The following is an 18,087-nucleotide window of genomic DNA, read 5'->3' on the forward strand; positions in this document are numbered from 1 at the left end:
GGCGGAGTTTCCGCCCATGCCGCTTGTACATTTCGTATGCGTTTTTGCCACCGCCTGCCCGTATTGCCGAGATTTTTCATGCCCTTGAACCCGAACGCCGATTCCACCGCAGCCGTCGAGCCGGACACCCTGCAGTACGTCACCAGTTGCGACCTGCCGACGCCGTGGGCGACGTTTCGCCTGCACGCGTTTCTCGACCCGGCCAGCGGCAAGGAGCATCTGGCGCTGACGCTGGGCGACGTCGGCGACGGCGCGCCGGTGCTGGCGCGCATCCATTCCGAATGCCTGACCGGCGACGCGCTGTTTTCGCAGCGCTGCGATTGCGGCCCGCAACTGGAGGCCGCGCTGCGGAAGATCGCCGCCGAACGGCGCGGCGTGCTGCTGTATCTGCGCCAGGAAGGGCGCGGCATCGGCCTCTTGGCCAAGCTGCAGGCCTACCGCTTGCAGGACGCCGGCGCCGATACGGTGGAAGCCAATGTCGAACTCGGTTTCCTGCCGGATCAGCGCAATTACCATTTTTGCCAGCCGATCCTGCGCCACCTGGGCATCCGCTCGCTGCGGCTGATGACCAATAACCCGCGCAAGGTCGACGCCATGCGCCAGCTCGGCGTCGAGGTGGTCGAGCGGCTGCCGCTGGTCATCAAGCGCAACCCGCACAATGCGCGCTACCTGTCCACCAAGGCTGACAAGCTGGGACATTTGTTTCCGTCTGAGTGAGGCCGCGGCGCACTGCGGACCGGACGCCGCAGAAGCCGGAGGTTTTCGCCGCCCGGTGCGATTCACTCCCAGCACTTACAATTCCGGCATGACGGCAACCCCCTCCCATTCCGCCGCCCGCAAGACGTTCCTGGGCGGCCTCGCGATTGCCATTTGCGGCGCCATCCTGTTCTCCTTCAAGGCCATCGTGGCCAAACTGCTGTACCGCTACCACATCGATGCGGTCACGGTAATCGGCTTTCGCATGATGTTTTCGTTCCCGGTCTTCGCCGCAGTGGCGTTCTGGCAGATGCGGATCGGGGCGCCGCTGTCGAACGCCGACCGGCTGCAACTGGTGGTGCTGGGCGTGATCGGTTACTACCTGTCGAGTTTTCTCGATTTTCTCGGTCTGCAATACATCACGGCCGGGCTGGAGCGGCTGATCCTGTTCCTGACGCCGTCCTTCGTGCTGCTGATTTCGGTGCTGTTCTACAAGAAGAAGATCGGCCCCTTCGAATGGGCCGCGCTGCTGACTTCCTACCTCGGTACGGTGCTGGTGTTCCTGCACGACGTCCAGATCGGCGGCGAGGATGTCGGCCTCGGCAGCGCGCTGGTACTGGCTTCGGCCATTTCATACGCGCTGTACCTGCTGTTCTCCGGCGAGCTGGTGCGCCGCGTCGGCAGCATGCGGCTGGTGGCGTATGCGATGTGCGTTTCCAGCGTCTGCTGCATCGGCCAGTTTTTCCTGCTGCGGCCGGCATCGATGCTGATCCAGCCGGCGCCGGTATACTGGTACTCGATCATCAACGCGATCTTCTGCACGGTGCTGCCGGTGTACATGACGATGCTGGCGGTGGAGCGCATCGGCGCCACCAGCGCCTCGCAGGCCGGCATGGTGGGTCCGGTGTCGACGCTGTTCCTGGCGGCGCTGATCCTGGGCGAGCCGGTCACCGGCATCCAGTTGCTGGGTACCGCGCTGGTGTTGTTCGGCATCTACCTGCTGTCGAAGAAGCGCAGGTAGTCATTCATACGGGGAGTGGGCATGGATTTCGGGATTGCAGGCAAACGGGCGCTGGTGTGCGGCGCCAGCAAGGGGCTCGGGCGCGCTTGCGCCGAGGCGCTGGCGGCAGAAGGGGTCGTGGTGACGATCGTCGCCCGCCATGCCGATGCGCTGCAGGCGGCGGCGGCTGAAATCCGTAGCAGCGGCGGCATGGTAACCGCGGTGGCGGCCGACATCACGACCGCAGAAGGGCGCGCGCTGGCGCTGGCGGCCTGCCCGCAGCCGGACATCCTGGTGACCAATGCCGGCGGCCCGCCGCCCGGCGACTTCCGCAACTGGGGACGCGCCGAGTGGCTGGCAGCGCTGGACGCCAACATGCTGACCCCGATCGAGCTGATCAAGGCCACCGTCGACGGCATGATCGAACGCCGCTTCGGCCGCATCGTCAACATCACCTCGGGCGCGGTGAAGGCGCCGATTGACATCCTCGGCCTGTCGAACGGCGCCAGGTCGGGGCTGACCGGCTTCGTCGCCGGCCTGGCGCGGCAGACGGTGCGGCACAACGTCACCATCAACAACCTGCTGCCCGGCGCCTTCGAGACCGAGCGGCTGGCGGCAACGCTGGCGGCCGGCGCCAGGAGCAGCGGCAAGACGCTGCAGGAAGTGCGCGCCGCGCGCCTCGCGCAAACGCCGGCTGGGCGCTTCGGCAGCGCCGCGGAGTTCGGCGCCTTCTGCGCCTTCATCTGCAGCAGCCACGCCGGCTATCTGACCGGGCAGAATCTGCTGCTCGACGGCGGCGCCTACCCCGGCACCTTCTAACCAATATTTTTTAGCGGTATTCCGATTCGACTTCAGTGCCTTGAAAGGAAAAAACCATGACCAAAGCAATCAGGATGTTCCGTACCGGCGGCCCGGAAGTAATGGAGTACGTCGAGGTTGAAGTCGGCGAACCCGGCCCCGGCGAGGCGCGCGTGCGGCACGCCGCCTGCGGCCTGAATTACATCGACGTCTACTTCCGCACCGGCGAGTATCCGCAGCCGCTGCCGGGCGGGCTGGGCATGGAAGGCGCCGGCGTGGTGGAAGCGGTGGGTGCCGGCGTCAGCCACGTGCAGCCGGGCGACCGCGTCGCCTATGCCAGCCGTCCGCCGGGCGCCTACGCCGAGGCGCGCGTGATGCCGGCGGCGATGCTGGTCCGGCTTCCGGACGCGATCGGCTTCGATACTGCGGCGGCGATGATGCTGCAGGGGCTGACCGTGCAATACCTGTTCCGCCGCACCTTTCCGTTGCAGGGTGGCGAAACCATCCTGTTTCACGCCGCGGCCGGCGGCGTCGGCCTGATCGCCTGCCAGTGGGCCAGGGCGCTAGGCGTGACGATGATCGGTACCGTCGGTTCCGATGAAAAGGCGGCGCTGGCCAAGGCCCACGGCTGCGCCCACACCATCAACTACAACAGGGAAAATTTCGTCGAGCGGGTCAAGGAAATCACCGGCGGCAAGGGCGTGCCGGTGGTGTACGACTCGATCGGCAAGGACACCTTCACCGGCTCGCTGGATTGCCTGGCGCCGTTCGGCATGCTGGTCTCCTTCGGCAGCGCCTCCGGCCCCGTGCCGCCGTTCGGCCTGTATGAACTGGCGTCGCGTGGCTCGCTGTACGTTACGCGGCCGACGCTGTTTACCCATATCGCCCAGCGCGCCGACCTGGAGCGCATGGCGGCTGATTTGTTCGGCATGGTGGAAAGCGGCAAGGTCAAGATCGAGATCAACCAGCGCTATCCCCTGCAGGACGTGGCGCAGGCGCACCGTGACCTGGAAGCGCGCAAGACCACCGGCTCGACCATCCTGATTCCCTGACCCGGAGCGACCGATGAAAGACCAGCGAACTTCGTCCGACATGCAGCACCCCGACGAGCAAGCGTCCGGCAGCGATGGCACGCCGAAATTCGGCCGCCTGCTGCTGGTGCTGATCCTGGTGGTGCTGCTGGTGGGCGTGATTACCTACGCCTCGCAAGCGCTGTATTCCTGAGCGCGGCCCTCCCTCTCCATATACTCAAGCTATGGGGTAATGAATCCGCCAGTAATCTGGTTGTGTTTTCAATATACCCCTGAATCCGGGCGGAAGGGCGGGGCGCGCGTGGTGGCCGGTGCAGGTGTCGCGCGGCGTTTTTTTGGTATCTGGACGGCAATAGTTCGATTACCATAAGCGTTCTTCTTGCTCTTGCCGCCGTGCCGCCATGCAGGCTTCCATCGCCGCCGCCCTCGGACAACACCCGCTCCTGACCGACTGTACGCCGCTGGAGCGGGCGCGCCTGCTGTCCGGCACCGTGCAGTGCGAGATCGCCGCCGGCAGCGAGATTTTCCAGGCCGGCAGCACGGCCGACTACTACTACTGGCTGCTGGCCGGAGAAGTCGAGCTGGCCGCCGCCGGCCAGAGCTGGCAGGTCGCGCCCGGCCAGGGTTTCGGCGCCGAGGCATTCGCCGACGTCGCGCGCTATCTGGTCGGCGCGCGCGCGCTGACGGCGCTCTCGGTGCTGCGCATTGCGCGCGCCACGGTACGCGAACTGGCGGCCGGCAATCCGGATCTGAAATCGGCCGCCCTGGTCGACTTGGCCGCGCGCATGGGCCGACTGGAGGCACCCGCGCCGCCGCCGGTGGAAGCCAGGGCGGCGACGATGCCGCTCAAACAGCGCCTCGGCTGGATCGCGACCCTGGTGCTGCCGCCGCTGGCCTATCTGGCGGCCGCCGGCGCCGGACTGCCGCAGCACAGCGCGATCTATCTCGGCCTGTTCACGATGACGGCGGTGATGTGGCTGTTCGCGGTGGTGGACGAATACATCCCGCCGCTGATCGCGATCGTGGCGATGCTGTTCATCGACCTGGTGCCGGCGCGGGTAGCGCTGCACGGCTTCTATTCGCGCGCCTTCCTGCTGCTGCTCGGGGTGTACGCCTTGTCCGCGGTGCTGGTCAGTTCCGGCCTGGCCTACCGCTTCATGCTGTGGGTGCTGCTGAAGTCGCCCGACAAGCCGTTCTGGCACCGCGCCGCGCTGACCGCGTTCGGCGGCGTGCTGTCGATCGTGATGCCATCCTCCAACGCCCGCCTGGCGCTGCTGTTGCCGCTGTATCGCGAAATGGACGGCAGCCTTGGCGCCCGCTCGCAGAGCCGCGAAGCGACCGCACTGATGGTCGCCACCTTCACCGGCGCGACGCTGTTTTCGCCGCTGCTGTTGACCTCGAAATCGGCCAACCTGGCGGCCTACACCATGCTGCCGATCCAGGTGCGGCTGGAATTCCAGGGCGCTTGGTGGCTGGTTGCGGCCGGCGTCGTGGCCGCCGGTGTGCTGCTGTTTCACCTGCTGGCGATGGGTTTTTTCTTGCGGGCGGAACGCGCCCGGCCATTGCCGCGCGCGCGCATCGCCGGCCAGTTGGCGCTGCTCGGCCCGCTGCGCGCGCGCGAGTGGGTCGCCTTGCTGGCTTTCGCGGTGTTCCTGCTGGGGGCGGCGCTGCCGCAATGGCACCAGACCCAGATCGGCTGGCTGGCGGCCTTCGTGCTGATCAGTCTGTTGGCGCTGGGCATGTTCGACAAGCAGGCGTTCCAGAACAAGATCGACTGGCCGATCATTTTCTTCCTGCTGGCGCTGGACGGCTTCACCGAAGCGATCAACTACCTCGGCCTGCGCGACGTCATGGTCGGCGCCATTGGCCACCGGCTGGACTGGATCAACGGCGAACTCGGCTGGTTCATCCTGCTGGCGCTGCTGGTGACGGTGCTGCTGCGGCTGATTTTGCCGGTCACCGCCGGCATGGTGCTGGCGGTCACGCTGCTGTTGCCGATCGGCATGGAGCAGGGCATCCATCCGTGGCTGGTGGTGTTCCTGGCCTCGCTGTTCTCCGACATCTGGTTCTTCCCGCACCAGAATTCGTCTTATGCGCAAGCGCTCGCCGGCGGCCTGCGGCAACGCTGCAACGAAGCGCTGTTCCTGCAGTACGCCTGGTGGCTGAACCCGCTGCGGGTGCTGCTGGCGTATGCGTCGATTCCTTACTGGCGCTGGCTCGGCCTGTATTGATGCCATCATGAAAAACCGCCTCACGCTCATCTTCGCCGGCAGCTTCGTGCTGCTGTTGCTGGCGCTGCTGGTCGCCTTCAACCACCAGAAGCCGCGGCTGATGATCCTGCACAGCTTCGCCGAGGATGGCCCGTGGGAGACCGCGGTTGACGGCGGCATCCGGCGCGAGCTGGCACGCAACCGCCAGCCGATCGCCACGCGCTGGCATTACATGTCGTTCTCGAGCCAGATGGGCGCCCGGCAATGGGCTGCGGCCAGCCAGAACAGCCGCGGCGTGATCGACGCCTGGCAGCCCGACGTGCTGGTGGCGATCGGCGAGGAAGCGCAGGACTATGTCGGCCGCTATTACGTCAACCGGAGCGATCTGCGCGTGGTGTATGCGATGGGGGAGGACCCGGCCAGCTTCGGCTACCCGCCGGCGAATAACGTCACCGGCGTGCGCGAAGTGTTGCCGCTGGCGCAGATCGTCGAAGTGCTGCGCCACCTGAACCGGCCGGGGTTGCGCATCCGCGCGCTCGGGATGGACGATGCCACCGGCCAGGCCGAGCGGCAGCAAGTCCAGGATTTCGCCTGGGCTCCGCATCAGTTGGTGGCGGTGCAACTGGTGCCGGATTACGGCGCCTGGCAGGAGGCGGTGCGCGCCGCTGCGCGCCGCTGCGCGCGATGCCGACGTGCTGCTGGTGCTGAGTTTTCACGGCTTGCCGCAAAATGCCGGCGATGCGCGTGCAGTCGACGATCGCGTGCTGTCCGACTGGACCGAGCGCAATTCGAAGCCATTGCCGATCGCGGTGCGCGAAAGCTATGTTGCCGGCGGCGGCGCGCTGGCGGTGGTACCGGCGCCGGAAGGTATCGGCGAGCAAGTGACGCGCAAGGCACTGGTCACGCTGGCAGAGGCGCGCCGCGGCGGTCCGCTGCCGCCGCCGGAAGCCAGCGTCGACTTCCAGATCGCGCTGCGGCCGCATCGTCTCGCCGCGCGACAACTGACGCTGCCGACCATCTACATGCAGGCCGCGCGCGCCTCGCACACGCTGTATCTGCAGCCGCAACGTACGGCGCCCGGCAATTAGCCGGGAAGGCCCTGCGGCCATTCGCGGCGAACTTCCCTCCTTCACATACTCTTGCATGCCGGCGCCGTTTGCGTTTAAAAATAAACGTGAGTATGAGAATACTCCTGCTTTCGGCGTGGTGGCAGCGCTTACGGCAATGCCAGATCGATCTGGCGCGGTACGCCGTTTGGCCCGGGAAATTCGGCAAAGGCGGCGCGAATCATGGTTGGCATGACGGCGGCCAGCGAACCGATCCGGCCTTCGCTGCGTACCGTGACCTCGTACAGCTTACGGCCGTCGGCCGCGCGTGCCATCGTGATCTTCAGGTGGCGCGTGAACACTTCGTAATTGGTCTCGCGCGGCACCACCAGCGGCGGCGAAAACCAGAACGGATCGTAGAACGGGCCATAGTGGCCGCGGCGCCATGGACGGCCGAAATACGGATCGTAAAACGGCGGCCCATACCGGCCGGGGTCGACCGGCACCGATTCCACCACCCGCACCTCGCGGCTGTCGATGCCATAGGCGAGCGCCACCTTGAGTTGCGCCGCCTGCGGTGTTTCGGCATCGGCAAAACCCAGCCGCAGCAATTGCTCGCGCACCAGGTTTTCGTAGCGGCGATATTCGAGGTCATTGTCTTGTGCCGCATCACCCTCGAATATGAAGCTCTTGTCCGGCAGCGCGGCCGGCCATTCGTGGAACGCGGTGACTTCGTTGCGTATCGTCGTCGCGCAGCCCGCCAGCAACAAGCTGGCGCCGATCAGCAACAGGATGATCCGGTGTCTCATGATGTGCTCCGCGATACCGCCAGCAAGGGCGCCTTGCCGGCGCTGGATTGGTAAAATGAGCCTTCACCTATTATCCGGTTTTCTCCGATCCCATGCGCACCGATACCGCCCCCGCCATCTATCGCCAGAATTACACCGCGCCCGCTTATCTGGTGCAGACCGTGGAACTGGGTTTCGACCTCGACCCGGCCGCGACCCGCGTCGCCAACCGCCTGACGCTGCAACGCAATCCGGCGGCCGCCGGCGGTGAACTGGTGCTGTACGGGGAGGCGCTGGAACTGGTGGCGCTGCGCATGAACGGCAAGGTCTTGCCGAAGCGCGCCTACCATCTGGCAGCCGGCGCGTTGCGCATCGCCGACGCACCGGAGCAGGTGACGCTGGAAATCGAGACCATCACCCATCCCGGGCAGAACACCTCGCTGATGGGCTTGTACGTCTCGAACGGCAACTTCTTCACCCAATGCGAGGCCGAGGGTTTCCGCAAGATCACCTATTTCCCCGACCGCCCGGACGTGATGGCGAAATACACGGTGATGCTGCGCGCCGACAAGAAAAAATACCCGGTGCTGCTGGCCAACGGCAACCTGGTCGAGCAGGGTAACTTGGGCGACGGCCGCCACTACGCCAAGTGGGAAGACCCGTTCAAGAAACCGTCCTATTTGTTCGCGCTGGTGGCCGGCGACCTGGTGTGCCAGCAGGAAAAATTCCGCCTGCAGTCCGGGCGCGAAGTGCTGCTGCAGGTGTGGGTCGAGGAAGGTAACCTGGACAAGACCCAGCATGCGATGGATTCGCTGAAGAACAGCATCCGCTGGGACGAACAGCGCTTCGGCCTGGAACTCGATCTGGATCGCTTCATGATCGTCGCCGTCAGCGATTTCAACATGGGCGCGATGGAAAACAAGGGCCTGAACATCTTCAACACCAAGTATGTGGTGGCCAATTCGAAGATCGCCACCGACGCCGATTATGCCGGTATCGAATCGGTGGTGGGCCACGAGTATTTCCACAACTGGACCGGCAACCGCGTCACCTGCCGCGACTGGTTCCAGCTGTCGCTGAAGGAAGGCTTGACGGTGTTCCGCGACCAGGAATTTTCGGCCGACATGGTCGGCAGCGAATCGGGGCGCGCGGTCAAGCGTATCGACGACGTGCGCGTGCTGCGCCAGGCGCAGTTCCCGGAAGACGGCGGGCCGATGGCGCATCCGGTGCGGCCCGATTCCTACGTCGAGATCAACAATTTCTACACCGTCACCGTGTATGAAAAAGGCGCGGAAGTGGTGCGGATGTACCAGACCTTGCTCGGCCGCGACGGCTTTCGGCGCGGGCTGGATCTGTACTTCGCGCGGCATGACGGCCAGGCTGTCACCTGCGACGATTTCCGCGCCGCGATGGCGGACGCCAACGGCCGCGACCTGTCCCAGTTCGAGCGCTGGTATAGCCAGGCCGGCACGCCGCGGGTGGCGGTGGCGGCGCACTATGATGCCGCCCAGCAAACCTACGAGCTGACGCTGACGCAAAGCTGCCCGCCGACGCCGGGCCAGCCGAACAAGCTGCCGTTCCATATCCCGGTCGCGGTTGGCCTGCTGGATGCCGCCGGGCGCGATCTGCCGCTGCACCTGGAAGGCGCCGCCGGCGGCGGCGCGCCAGCCACGCGCGTGCTGGAGCTGACCGCGGCGCGACAGACCTTCCGCTTCACGCAAGTCGCGGAAAAGCCGCTGCCGTCGCTGTTGCGCGATTTTTCGGCGCCGGTGATCCTGGAATTCGAATACAGCGACCCCGAGCTGGCGTTCCTGATGGCGCACGACAGCGACCCGTTCAACCGCTGGGAAGCCGGGCAGAGGCTGGCGATGCGGCAATTGCTGGCGCTCACCAAAAAAGAGCAAAGCGGTGCGACTTTGGATGCCGCCGATGCGGCCCATGCCGGTGCGCTGGCCGAGGCCTTGCGCAGCACCCTGAATGACGCCGCGCTCGACCCGGCGTTTCGTGAACTGGCGCTGGCGCTGCCGTCCGAAACCATGCTGGCCGAGCAAGTCGAGGTGATCGACCCGCAGGCGATCCACGCCGCGCGCCAGTTCCTGCGCCGCACGCTGGGTGCCGCGCTGCGCGCCGATTTCCGGCGCGCGTATCAGGAACACCAGACGCCGGGCGCCTACCGGCCGGACGCGGCCTCGGCCGGCCGCCGCGCCTTGAAAAACAGCGCGCTGGCCTATCTGACCGAGGCCGACGACGCCGAATCCCATGCGCTGGCGCAAGCACAGTATGAGCAAGCCGGAAACATGAGCGACCGCCTGGCCGCGCTGTCGGCGCTGGTCAACAGTACAGCGCCGGGGCGCGCCGCCGCGCTGGCGCAGTTCTATGCCGATTTCGAGTCGGAAGCGCTGGTGATCGACAAGTGGTTCACGCTGCAGGCGCTGGCGCGCACCACCGACGTCGCCACGGTGCGCGCGCTGATGCGGCATCCGGCGTTCACGCTGCACAACCCGAACCGCGCGCGCAGCCTGATCTTCAGTTTCTGCAATGGCAACCCGTCCGCCTTCCATGCGAACGACGGCAGCGGCTATGCCTTCTGGGCTGAGCAGGTGCTGGCGCTGAATGCGATGAACCCGCAGCTTGCCGCGCGGCTGGCGCGCAGCCTCGACCGCTGGCGCAAATTCGCCCCGCCGCAGCAGCAGGCGATGCGCGCCGCGCTGCAGCGCGTCGCCGCCGCACCCAAGTTGTCCAAGGATGTGCTGGAAGTCGTCACCAAATCCCTTGCCAATTAATTTTCTTGTTATTGAAGGAATCCATGAGCAATCACACCAAGCGCATCAGCCTGACCCAGCACCTGGTCGAGCAGCAACGGCTGCACAACAGCATCCCGGCCGAATTGCGGCTCTTGATCGAAGTGGTCGCACGCGCCTGCAAGACCATCAGCCACGCGGTCGGCAAGGGCGCGCTGGGCGAAGTGCTGGGCAGCGCCGGCAGTGAAAACGTGCAGGGCGAAGTGCAGAAAAAGCTGGACGTGATCTCGAACGAAATCCTGCTCGAAGCCAATGAATGGGGCGGCCATCTGGCGGCGATGGCATCGGAGGAAATGGAGAGCATCCATCCGATTCCGAACCGCTATCCGAAGGGTGAATACATGCTGCTGTTCGATCCGCTCGACGGATCAAGCAACATCGACGTCAACGTTTCGATCGGCACCATTTTCTCGGTGCTGAAGGCGCCGGAAGGCATGACCGCGCCGAGCGAACAGGATTTCCTGCAGCCGGGCACCAAGCAGGTCGCCGCCGGCTATGCGGTGTATGGCCCGCAAACCGTGTTGGTGCTGACCACCGGCAACGGCGTGCATTGCTTCACGCTGGATCGCGAGATGGGTTCCTGGGTGCTGACCCAGCGCGACATGCAGATCCCGGTGGAGACGCGCGAATACGCGATCAACGCTTCCAACGCGCGTCACTGGCAGCCGCCGGTTACGCGTTATGTCAACGAACTGCTGGCCGGCAGCACCGGCCCGCGCGGTGCGAATTTCAATATGCGCTGGATCGCTTCGATGGTGGCCGACGTACATCGCATTCTGAACCGCGGCGGCATTTTCATGTACCCGGCCGACGCCCGCGAACCGGGCAAGCCCGGCAAGCTGCGCCTGATGTATGAAGCCAACCCGATGGCCTTCATTGTCGAGCAGGCCGGCGGCGGCGCCACCAATGGCCACCAGCGCATCCTGGACATCCAGCCGGAAAAGCTGCACCAGCGGGTGGCGGTGTTCCTCGGGTCGAAATCGGAAGTCGAGCGCGTGACCGCTTATCACGCGGACTGAGGAAGCCGCGCCAGTTCATTGAAAATGCGCGTTGATATGGCGGGAAGCACGAATATTTTGATAGAATACGCGCTTTCGCTGATGTAGCTCAGTCGGTAGAGCAACTGATTCGTAATCAGTAGGTCGCCAGTTCGATTCCGGCCATCAGCACCAAGAAATCAAAGGGTTAGCATCACTGCTAACCCTTTTTTCATTCCGGTTGTGCCAAATTTGTGCCATTTAGCATCCCATCGACCACAGACGCGTGTTGTACAAATTGTTCCGGTGCCAGGTGAGCATACCGTTTCACCATCTCCGAAGATTCCCACGCGCCCATTTCCTGAATTACGTTCAGCGGTACACCGTTTTGCGTCAACCAACTGGCCCAGGTGTGCCGCAGGTCGTGCCAGCGGAAATTTTCGATTCCCGCACGCTCCAATGCTTTGTACCAAGCCTTGGTGTTGACCTGGGTGACCGGTTTGCCCTTGTAGGTAAAAACCGCCTTCGGGTGTTTGCCAATCTGTTTGGTCAGCACATCGATGGCCGTAGCGTTCAACGTAACGTGAATCGGCTTTCCCGCCTTGGCCTGGTCGCCGTGAATCCATGCAACCCGCCGCGCAATATCCACTTGTGACCATTCCAGCTTTGTTACATTCGCTCGCCTTAACCCCGTCGCCAGCGAGAACTTCACCATGTCCGCCAGATGTTCCGGCAACTCCTGGAGAAGCGTATTCGCCTGTAATGGTGTCAAGTAACGCACCCGCCTTTTCGATTCGCGATACAGCTTGATGACTGGAGGCTTGTCGAGCCACTCCCAATCAAGGGCTGCCTTGCGCAAGATGGCGCGAATCAAAGCAAGTAGACGGTTGGCCGTGGCCGGACTCGTTTCGTTAAACTTCAATTCGCCCACCTTGGCGATCACGTCCCGCGTCAGGGCATCGAGATACTTGCCTCTAAAGTAGGGCTGGAGCCAGCTTATTTTTGACACATCTTCGCGATGTGACTTTTTAAGCTGGGATTCCATCAACCATTTATAGGCAGCTTGATCCCAGGTACGCTTCGGCTTGTCCCCCAGTTTTGCAATGCGCCACGATTCGGCTTTCAGCTTGTCGTGGAGTTCTTGCGCCTGGATTTTGTCTTCTGTTTCAGCAGAGCGTCTAATTCGCTCGCCGCTTGTTGTGGTGAAACTGATCCACCACGTCTTACCGCGTTTCGAGAGTGACATATTTGAATCTCCTTATGCCCCACTTGCAACGCTTGCCGAGGTTGAGCATATAACGAACGCATGTAGCCGACAAGGTCGTCTTCGAGGAACGCCCACCGCTTGCCGAGTTTTGCCCCTGGCAGATATCCCGCTTTGGCGCGGCGACGGACTTCTTCGAAGTGCAGTTTTAGGAATTGCGCGGCCTCCTTCAGATCGAGTGTTTTCACAGGCCGATCCCCCTGTCGGACATGGCTTCCAGATTGTCCTGGTAAGGCTCAAGGCGCTTCGGTACGCCCTGCCGGCGCAAAAGGTCAGCTTCGGTCTGTTGTGCGCTCATCGAGTGCTTTCGTTTCGAGTAGTATCGCGAGAAGTCAACGACTTCTCTAATTTATAACCTACACGATCCGTCAAAAAACCGCTACTTGAGGAGTCCGAGGACCGACCGCGGGCTTAGGCGTTTGCGGGGGGGCCTGGTCCTAGGTAGAGGAGGTGCCGAGCGGTTTGATTCCAGGGGGCTCGAACTCACGCTCAAATCATAGGATACGTACTGGCCGGCGGCCCGACATGCTGGCGTCGTCGGCTTGAGGCGTTGGACATAATGTATTGGATTACCCAATATGGCCCAGCGCGGCACTGTCCATATATATTATTGGAATAGGGGGCGCAATTCTCTACCGGCCGAACGGCGTCGGTTTTAATCCGGCTCGTGACGTTGGCGCCTTTGTCTGGCCACCGTTATACGGTTTTCTGATTTTCACTTTATCGGTCGCCCTGACCGTAACCGGCGTCACCGCACCCGCGCGTTTCCCGGCCCCGCCATAATAACTCGCGCTCTCGGTAGAAACGTGGCCCATCGCCATCGCGATTTGCACCGGCGAACGTTTATCCGCCTTCAGGTCAGCCTTGAAAGCGTGCCGCGCGCTATAAGCACTTGTACGAGCCGCACCGCGTCGGTTCGGGAACGCCTTTTTGCAGTAATAGGCCACCAGGGACCGGTAGGCATTGGCATTCCGGTCGGCACCGATTTCCGAAGTTTCGGCATCTAGCAACCCTAACAGCGCCCGCGCCATACCAGAATCCGCGTCAAAGACCAGTTCGCGCTTTCTTTGTCCAGCGTGGCCTTTTCTCACTTTGGCACCGGCTACCAGCAGTATCAGTCTGCCGGCTTTGACCGTGACCTGCACGCCTTTCGCAATCTCCGCCGGACGGGCTCCGGTCAAGCATTGCGTTAGCCAGCAAATCCTTAATGGTGTCGGCATCAATTCAGCAACGGCTTCCCGCCAGTTGTCCGGCAAGCGGCGCAAACTGCGTGCCTTGGATTGGTACTGCCGTTTCATTTTTCCGTCACCGGAAAGGGCGCCAGGCAATCCTCTTTCCGGCATCGCTTTCAGGTGATTTGCAGAGTCAACCAGCACGGCCAACGCGGGCCCGTGTTCGGCAATCAGCTCCGGCGTGTCCTTGCCGAGCCGGATCGCACGCGTCAGTACGTCGATGCGCTGTTTCGATTTCCTGATACGGGCGACCAAGATGTGTTGCAGCGCAGCCCGGTTCTTGTACCAGGCACCTGTCGACGACGATTTTTTGGCAGCCCATGTCCACACATCGGTGCCAGGAGGGGCGTTTTTCAGAAGCCGATTGGCGGTTTTCCGGTATTCGCGCGCTGTTGCTTCCGATGGGGCGCCTGCCATCTGCTTTCTTTGCTCAGGGTCCTTGACCCTGGATGGCTCGATGCCTTTCGCTTGCAGGCGTCGATTCATCATCGCTTCCGAATACGCATTGAGCATGTTGGTGGTCTCAATTTGGAGCGCGTAGATTTCCTGCTCCGAGGTTGGAATCCGAAAGGTTGGCATCTTGTCTTCCCGGTCGCGTTGGTCGTTGATGGGTTTCATTTTCGTTTGGGTACCATGTCCAGCTGCCGTGGCCGCTGGTGTTTCTCCGGCCCTTGTGAGGGCCTGCGCGTCGCCCTACGGACTCCTTGCAAATCGTCCCGGATGAAGCTTCCCGGGACATACTCGCAAAAGATTTAGCAAGCTAAATCTTGTGCGAGTATGGGAGACGCCGCGGCGCAGTTGGCTCCATCTTTTGGCTCTGTCAAGGTCTCCTAAATAGGACCCGAGTTGGCGCCATTATTTCGAATCGTCAAGGTGGCCTGATGTGCGATGGGCTCATAAATAGCCTACACGATGGTTTCTAGAGTGCCAAATACGGCAGCCTGAATGTGTGGGCCACCGCGAGCCATAACTTGGCCTTCGCGCCTTGCACGTAGCCTGTTCGTGCGAGCCCCAGGAAATCGGCTGGAACAATGCGTGACGTCGGCTCGGACTCTTTCGGTATCACGACAGGGTTGGGCCGCGACTGTGCCAGCGATGCCGGGATTCCCATCAAATTGCATGGCACGGCCACAGGTGGTGTACAGGTGGTGTACAGATGTGGTCTGCACGGTGGCCGAATGTGGGCAAACGGTGCGATCGTCACCAGGCGTGCCTCTTTGGGCGCCAAATGGAGTTCAATCGGTACCGATTTGGAGTGCGAATATCGTACAAGTAAAGGCGATCGCTATGGAGGGCCTTCGAATCTGCCCTAATCGAACCTTTCACACTTGGCTTATCGACGCAAAGCGAAGGTACCTGTTCGTGGTGAATCACATATTTCCAGCACTGGACCTCGCGCCAGTCCGCTTCCCGAACCTGTATAGGCCTGCCTGCCAGCCGCCTTCGACTTCATGTCCCGCAGATTCGGGAGCCAAAACGTCTTTGTAACGCGTCCACGCAGATTCAAATCCGGAAACCAGCGTGCCGACGAGGCTCATGACGGTTTCCTGCTGCCAAGGCCGACAGGCGTCGTATAGGTAGGGGTACCTTCGGCCAAGGCGGGAAGGCCGGCGTGGTCAAAGGTGCGGCGGAGGATGTGATCGCAAAGCGGATACATGTAATTCTGCTCTGGACGCAGGCTGTAATGCATGTACCGCAGGCGCTCTCGCAGCTGGTCCAACAGGCGGGTGGAGTTCAGACCCAGCTTGCGTGGTTTGTCAGTTTTGTTAATACTGTGCATAAATACAGTATATGGACGGCAGCACCTGTTATCAAGCGGCTTGCAGCCGTATCCAAGCTTGGTGTTAGATCGCAACGTCCCATGTTAAATTGCCATTTTGCGATTTATAACAAGTTAGGCCCCTAGCCCATAAATCCATATGAACAAAGAAACGCTGCTGTTACCGCCATATTTGCAGTCGCTCGGCTATGCAGCGTTCCCGCAGGTTCGCGAGCTATCAGATCGAGCCATAGCTATCACCTCTGAGGCCATTCAGCACGACGTAGTCTGGTCGCCTTGGCGCGGAATATTCGAATATGTTTGCTGCGTTGAGTACGCACGCGAAATGCTTAAAGGACTGCCCACAGGCCGCGCTATTGGGTCGGTCAACGTGGTTCCAGCTCGGTACCATTCCGCATCGCTCGTGTTCTTCGCTCAAGCGACACTAGACAATGTCGCAGTCTGGGCATCTAGGCGCCTCAACCTTGATGTGAAAGGCAGCGACTGCGCGTTCCACAAGACAAAATTCAATCAAGCGCTCACGGCAAGTACCCCATCGGTTGCAGCCTCTGTGCAAGATCACGCTGCATTCATTGCGAAACTTGAGAGTTACCGGCAAGAGTGGATACACCGACTCTCAGGTGGCGCACAAGTGTTTAGCAACAGATCTCCTTCCGAGCCGGACGCAAAGATCGAGATTTTGGTTCCACTAAATCCTTCCGTCGGCCAGTTCGAGCATGACCCAAAGGCATATGTCAGAGCCGTCGAAAGAACGCGCACAAAGAATGGAGGTAGATGGCTATACCCAGTGGGGGAGTTCGCGGACGAGTTAACCAACGGATTAAGGAGCTTCTTACTCGCCTTCCTGGCTGCGGCACTTGCCGATAAAATCTTCTCAGCCAATGAACCCGCAACCGCGCCGTTGTGTGCCGCTCAGGTCAAACACTGAAGGTCTGCTTGTGAAGTCGGCTGTGTCAGCTTCGGGTCAACTCCAGCCATTTACTGGATAGAAAGAACAACAATCCATTGCCCAGATTTGTCTGATTCGGAAGCCGATGCCTGCTCGAATCGGTGTGCCAAATTTGTGCCAACCTGAAAAATGAATGACGTAGTTTGCCCCTGCGGGGCACAGTTTTTTGCTTTGGCAAGCGTTGTAAGTGATTGATTAATATACGTATTTAAACTTCAAGGCAAGGTTCGTAATCAGTAGGTCGCCAGTTCGATTCCGGCCATCAGCACCAAGAAATCAAAGGGTTAGCGTAAAAGCTGACCCTTTTTTCATTTCTGTTGTGCCATTTAGCATCCCATCGACCACGAACGCGTGTTGTGCAAACTGTTCCGGTGTCAGGCGAGCGTACCTTTTCACCATCTCCGAAGACTCCCACACGCCCATTTTCTGAGCGCGTCCAACTCGGATTGATTCAGGCAACTTGCCCGGATGTGCCGCAGATCGTATCAGAGGGAACCCCCCGTCGTCAGGCCCACGAACCGGTCCTTTGATCCCCAATAAATCATCCCCTTTCTGGAAATAATAGTATTTTGTTTTCATAGCTCCTTTAAAAAGAGGCATGGGGAAAGTTCATGACAACCTTGACGCTGAAAGCGCCGATGATGTTATCGCTGCTCGCGGCGTTGCTGAGTGCGGCCGCCAATGCACAGCCACCCGATCGGAGCCACTTAAGGGCAGTTTCGGTGGCGGAACTCAAAGCGATTTACCTTGAATGTGATCGGGCAGCATCGACAATGGTGTTGGATTTCAGCACGGCCGCCGAATGTTCGATGGTTTCGGAGGACCTTCTCCAACGTGGCTTCGCTGGCAGCTTCAGACAAATGTTGGAGTGGTGGTGCAGCGTCCGGAACGTCGGGAAAGGACGCGCGCAGGATGCCGGTTGCGAAACGCCATGATCGATATTCGGAAATCCCTTTTTTCATTCCTGCTCGAAAAAACTGGTTGGCGAGCAATGCCTGTGCTGGCTTCGGGAAACATCGGGCGATAGGATCTTACCGATGTCCCCCGGCGTGACCGGCGCCGTGGCCTCGGCCGCTGCCGCCGATGTATAGCGGATTGGGCGCGATATACGCTTCGACCCGGTGCTCGAATAGGCCGGCCGGAGCGACTTGGCGCAAATCAAAGTTGCTGACCGTCGGCGAATTATTGAAATTCCAGGTGAATGTATTGTCAGCCACGACAAACCTGATGATTTCGCCGCCTGTCACATTCACCCATCTGGTGTCGGGAGTGACGACAATGCTGCGTGTGGCTACCGTCGGCGGAGCCGGCGAACCCAAGAGATTGGGATCAATGGTGGTCGGAAAAGTACAGGCGGCGGTAAGGGCGCTGGCAACGATGATTACGGAAAATGATTTCATGTTCATGGCGCGCCTCGATTCACCGGTTCGTTGTCGTTAGAGATGCCGCGCCGATCACGGTTCCTGCCTCGACCCAGTCCTGGCGAACGGCACGAGCGGGAGACTTGCTCGGCAT

General features: G+C 61.6%; 16 protein-coding genes and 1 tRNA gene. 12 read left to right on the plus strand and 5 right to left on the minus strand.

Features of this window, described 5'->3' with window-relative positions; all coding sequences use genetic code 11:
* Nucleotides 1–78: 78 nt before the first annotated feature.
* The 7 genes from ribA to ACK2VC_RS13455 all read left to right on the plus strand — a co-directional run bounded on the left by ribA (nt 79) and on the right by ACK2VC_RS13455 (nt 6,823).
* Nucleotides 79–717, plus strand: coding sequence for a GTP cyclohydrolase II (gene ribA / locus ACK2VC_RS13425; protein WP_486730865.1), 639 nt, complete (start codon nt 79–81; stop codon nt 715–717).
* An 88-nt stretch (nt 718–805) separates the two neighbouring features.
* Nucleotides 806–1,717 (plus strand): DMT family transporter, encoded by a 912-nt coding sequence (locus ACK2VC_RS13430; protein ID WP_486730866.1) that lies wholly within the window; start codon nt 806–808, stop codon nt 1,715–1,717.
* Nucleotides 1,718–1,738: 21 nt separating this feature from the next.
* Entirely contained in the window at nt 1,739–2,515 is a 777-nt protein-coding gene (locus ACK2VC_RS13435) for an SDR family NAD(P)-dependent oxidoreductase (protein ID WP_486730867.1), read from the plus strand.
* Nucleotides 2,516–2,571: 56 nt separating this feature from the next.
* Nucleotides 2,572–3,546 (plus strand): quinone oxidoreductase family protein, encoded by a 975-nt coding sequence (locus tag ACK2VC_RS13440; protein WP_486730868.1) that lies wholly within the window; start codon nt 2,572–2,574, stop codon nt 3,544–3,546.
* Between the two features lie 13 nt (nt 3,547–3,559).
* On the plus strand, nt 3,560–3,718 hold the full coding sequence (locus tag ACK2VC_RS13445) for a hypothetical protein (protein WP_486730869.1): 159 nt from the start codon (nt 3,560–3,562) through the stop codon (nt 3,716–3,718).
* 208 nt (nt 3,719–3,926) lie between these two features.
* Complete coding sequence (locus ACK2VC_RS13450; RefSeq protein WP_486730870.1) at nt 3,927–5,756, plus strand: SLC13 family permease; 1,830 nt, start codon at nt 3,927–3,929, stop codon at nt 5,754–5,756.
* Nucleotides 5,757–6,427: 671 nt separating this feature from the next.
* Nucleotides 6,428–6,823, plus strand: coding sequence for a hypothetical protein (locus tag ACK2VC_RS13455; protein ID WP_486730871.1), 396 nt, complete (start codon nt 6,428–6,430; stop codon nt 6,821–6,823).
* Between the two features lie 128 nt (nt 6,824–6,951).
* Here ACK2VC_RS13455 and ACK2VC_RS13460 read toward each other — a convergent pair whose 3' ends face one another.
* Nucleotides 6,952–7,590 (minus strand): DUF4136 domain-containing protein, encoded by a 639-nt coding sequence (locus tag ACK2VC_RS13460; RefSeq protein WP_486730872.1) that lies wholly within the window; start codon nt 7,588–7,590, stop codon nt 6,952–6,954.
* Between the two features lie 92 nt (nt 7,591–7,682).
* Here ACK2VC_RS13460 and pepN point away from each other — a divergent pair, with 92 nt between their 5' ends.
* From pepN to ACK2VC_RS13475, 3 genes are all read left to right on the plus strand, one after another.
* A complete protein-coding gene (gene pepN / locus ACK2VC_RS13465; RefSeq protein ID WP_486730874.1) occupies nt 7,683–10,352 on the plus strand; it encodes an aminopeptidase N in 2,670 nt (889 codons plus the stop codon).
* 23 nt (nt 10,353–10,375) lie between these two features.
* The gene (locus ACK2VC_RS13470; RefSeq protein ID WP_486730875.1) at nt 10,376–11,389 is read left to right on the plus strand and encodes a class 1 fructose-bisphosphatase; all 1,014 of its coding nucleotides are present in this window, start codon (nt 10,376–10,378) and stop codon (nt 11,387–11,389) included.
* 77 nt (nt 11,390–11,466) lie between these two features.
* Nucleotides 11,467–11,542, plus strand: a tRNA-Thr gene (locus ACK2VC_RS13475).
* Nucleotides 11,543–11,579: 37 nt separating this feature from the next.
* Here ACK2VC_RS13475 and ACK2VC_RS13480 read toward each other — a convergent pair.
* The 3 genes from ACK2VC_RS13480 to ACK2VC_RS13490 all read right to left on the minus strand — a co-directional run bounded on the left by ACK2VC_RS13480 (nt 11,580) and on the right by ACK2VC_RS13490 (nt 14,461).
* Nucleotides 11,580–12,560: a tyrosine-type recombinase/integrase gene (locus ACK2VC_RS13480; RefSeq protein WP_486733243.1), complete on the minus strand. Its 981-nt coding sequence runs from the start codon at nt 12,558–12,560 to the stop codon at nt 11,580–11,582.
* Entirely contained in the window at nt 12,470–12,799 is a 330-nt protein-coding gene (locus tag ACK2VC_RS13485) for a helix-turn-helix domain-containing protein (RefSeq protein ID WP_486730876.1), read from the minus strand. Before ACK2VC_RS13485 ends, ACK2VC_RS13480 begins: the two co-directional genes overlap by 91 nt.
* 444 nt (nt 12,800–13,243) lie before the next feature.
* Nucleotides 13,244–14,461 carry a hypothetical protein gene (locus tag ACK2VC_RS13490; protein ID WP_486730877.1) on the minus strand — a complete coding sequence of 406 codons (1,218 nt, stop codon included), beginning with the start codon at nt 14,459–14,461 and terminating at the stop codon, nt 13,244–13,246.
* Nucleotides 14,462–15,762: 1,301 nt separating this feature from the next.
* Between ACK2VC_RS13490 and ACK2VC_RS13495 the strand changes: the two genes are divergently transcribed.
* Both ACK2VC_RS13495 and ACK2VC_RS13500 read left to right on the plus strand, forming a co-directional pair.
* Nucleotides 15,763–16,551: a hypothetical protein gene (locus ACK2VC_RS13495; RefSeq protein WP_486730879.1), complete on the plus strand. Its 789-nt coding sequence runs from the start codon at nt 15,763–15,765 to the stop codon at nt 16,549–16,551.
* 632 nt (nt 16,552–17,183) lie between these two features.
* Nucleotides 17,184–17,507 carry a hypothetical protein gene (locus tag ACK2VC_RS13500; RefSeq protein WP_486730880.1) on the plus strand — a complete coding sequence of 108 codons (324 nt, stop codon included), beginning with the start codon at nt 17,184–17,186 and terminating at the stop codon, nt 17,505–17,507.
* Nucleotides 17,508–17,603: 96 nt separating this feature from the next.
* On the opposite strand, the gene ACK2VC_RS13505 is transcribed toward ACK2VC_RS13500, so the two are convergent.
* Complete coding sequence (locus tag ACK2VC_RS13505) at nt 17,604–17,978, minus strand: CzcE family metal-binding protein (RefSeq protein WP_486730881.1); 375 nt, start codon at nt 17,976–17,978, stop codon at nt 17,604–17,606.
* Between the last annotated feature and the right edge of the window lie 109 nt (nt 17,979–18,087).

This window comes from Herbaspirillum sp. WTB6 (assembly GCF_057457785.1).

Bases quoted from the DNA above. Each gene is read 5' to 3' on its own strand.
- ACK2VC_RS13505 (WP_486730881.1), bottom strand. From the start codon at position 17,978: ATGAACATGAAATCATTTTCCGTAATCATCGTTGCCAGCGCCCTTACC.
- ACK2VC_RS13450 (WP_486730870.1), top strand. From the start codon at position 3,927: ATGCAGGCTTCCATCGCCGCCGCCCTCGGACAACACCCGCTCCTGACC.
- ACK2VC_RS13500 (WP_486730880.1), top strand. From the start codon at position 17,184: ATGACAACCTTGACGCTGAAAGCGCCGATGATGTTATCGCTGCTCGCG.
- ACK2VC_RS13470 (WP_486730875.1), top strand. From the start codon at position 10,376: ATGAGCAATCACACCAAGCGCATCAGCCTGACCCAGCACCTGGTCGAG.
- ACK2VC_RS13460 (WP_486730872.1), bottom strand. From the start codon at position 7,590: ATGAGACACCGGATCATCCTGTTGCTGATCGGCGCCAGCTTGTTGCTG.
- ACK2VC_RS13440 (WP_486730868.1), top strand. From the start codon at position 2,572: ATGACCAAAGCAATCAGGATGTTCCGTACCGGCGGCCCGGAAGTAATG.
- ACK2VC_RS13445 (WP_486730869.1), top strand. From the start codon at position 3,560: ATGAAAGACCAGCGAACTTCGTCCGACATGCAGCACCCCGACGAGCAA.
- ACK2VC_RS13435 (WP_486730867.1), top strand. From the start codon at position 1,739: ATGGATTTCGGGATTGCAGGCAAACGGGCGCTGGTGTGCGGCGCCAGC.
- ACK2VC_RS13490 (WP_486730877.1), bottom strand. From the start codon at position 14,461: ATGAAACCCATCAACGACCAACGCGACCGGGAAGACAAGATGCCAACC.
- ACK2VC_RS13430 (WP_486730866.1), top strand. From the start codon at position 806: ATGACGGCAACCCCCTCCCATTCCGCCGCCCGCAAGACGTTCCTGGGC.
- ACK2VC_RS13495 (WP_486730879.1), top strand. From the start codon at position 15,763: ATGAACAAAGAAACGCTGCTGTTACCGCCATATTTGCAGTCGCTCGGC.
- pepN (WP_486730874.1), top strand. From the start codon at position 7,683: ATGCGCACCGATACCGCCCCCGCCATCTATCGCCAGAATTACACCGCG.
- ribA (WP_486730865.1), top strand. From the start codon at position 79: ATGCCCTTGAACCCGAACGCCGATTCCACCGCAGCCGTCGAGCCGGAC.